The organism is Alkaliphilus peptidifermentans DSM 18978 (assembly GCF_900101495.1).
Lineage (GTDB): Bacteria > Bacillota > Clostridia > Peptostreptococcales > Natronincolaceae > Alkaliphilus_C > Alkaliphilus_C peptidifermentans.
The window spans coordinates 1-1,325 of record NZ_FMUS01000073.1; the positions used below are offsets into that span (position 1 = coordinate 1).

Annotated in this window: 1 protein-coding gene; it reads right to left on the reverse strand. The window is 36.1% G+C overall.

Annotated features, from left to right (window positions below; genetic code table 11):
* Nucleotides 1-98: 98 nt before the first annotated feature.
* A partial coding sequence (locus BLP68_RS21335; RefSeq protein WP_091547767.1) for an IS1634 family transposase occupies nt 99-1,325 on the reverse strand: 1,227 nt, incomplete at its 5' end.

Genomic DNA, 1,325 nt, shown 5'->3' on the forward strand with positions numbered 1-1,325 from the left:
TCCCATCTTTGACAGTTGAGAAAAGAAATAAGCTTGAAACCTATTGTAAAAACTAGGCTTCAAGCTTTGTTTATGTATTTGAAAATTGCGTACTTTTTTTATCTTTTCGTGTCTTTAAAAATTTTTTTCATCTGGTTGTTTTTAATGATTTGAAAGTCTGTTCTGAAGCCAAAAGCCTCATGAAGAGCATCTGTAAAATCTGTTCGAGTATAGGTTGGGATATATCCTTCACCAGGAATTTCATAAAAATCCATGTCCCTTAACCCCCGTACGATTTCAGAACAGGTAAACTTACTGTCTAAGCGTTTTTCAAGATATCTGTAGAGCACCATTGCTAAGAAACATGTTGTAAAATGCGCTTCAATACGATCGTCTCTTGTGAGGTATACGGGTCTTGCCTTAAATTCACTTTTCATAATTCTAAAGCATTCCTCAATCTCCCAGCGTCTGTGATTAACCTTGATAATTTCAGCAGCCTCATCTTCCAAGTTGGTGCATACCGCGTAAAAGCCATCATAAGCTTCTTCGTTTGCAATCACTTCTAAATCAAGACTATAAAGGTCTTTTTCAGCGACTTCACCATCAGTAGTCACACTAGTTTTTTCAATAAAGCGCTTGAAATCGTTCTGGTGGCTTTTTTTAAGCTTAGAAGGATTAGTTTCAATGACTTTAACAGCACGGTCAATTTGAGAATTTCTAATCTTCCTTTGATAATCTCTATATTTGATGGAATAAGTGACAATCAACTTTTGTTCCAAGCCATCTTCCTTAATCCAAACTTCCTTAAAGAAGGTTTTATCGATAAACTTCTCTTCATCAATAACAGAGATATCATAGAGTTTGTTGTCGCAGCTTAAGTGCCATCCTTCATTGGAAAGAGCCCACGCTTTGAGGTGCTTTTTAAGTTTTTTAACAGATTGAGTGGTGATGAAAGCCCTCTGGCCTTGGTCATTAAAAACCCTATTATCGTTGGAAGCAAGACCAGCATCAGTACACACAACAAATTTAGAAAGCTTAAAATCATCAAGAATTTTTTGTTCTAAAGGCCTTAAAGTGAGCTGTTCATTAGTATTGCCCTTAGAGATACCAAAAGCAAGAGGAATGCCATCCCCATCCATAAAGAGACCCATTTGAACGATGGGATTAGGCTTGTGTTCCTTAGAATACCCATACTGCTTAAGACCATGTTCTTGTTCAATCTCAAAGAAATAATTAGTACAGTCATAATAGAGAATACCGGAATTACGTTTGGAAAACTTGATGCTGTTTTTATAGAGTTCAGATTGAATAAAGTCTGTTTCACTAGAAATTACTTCAAGAGCTCT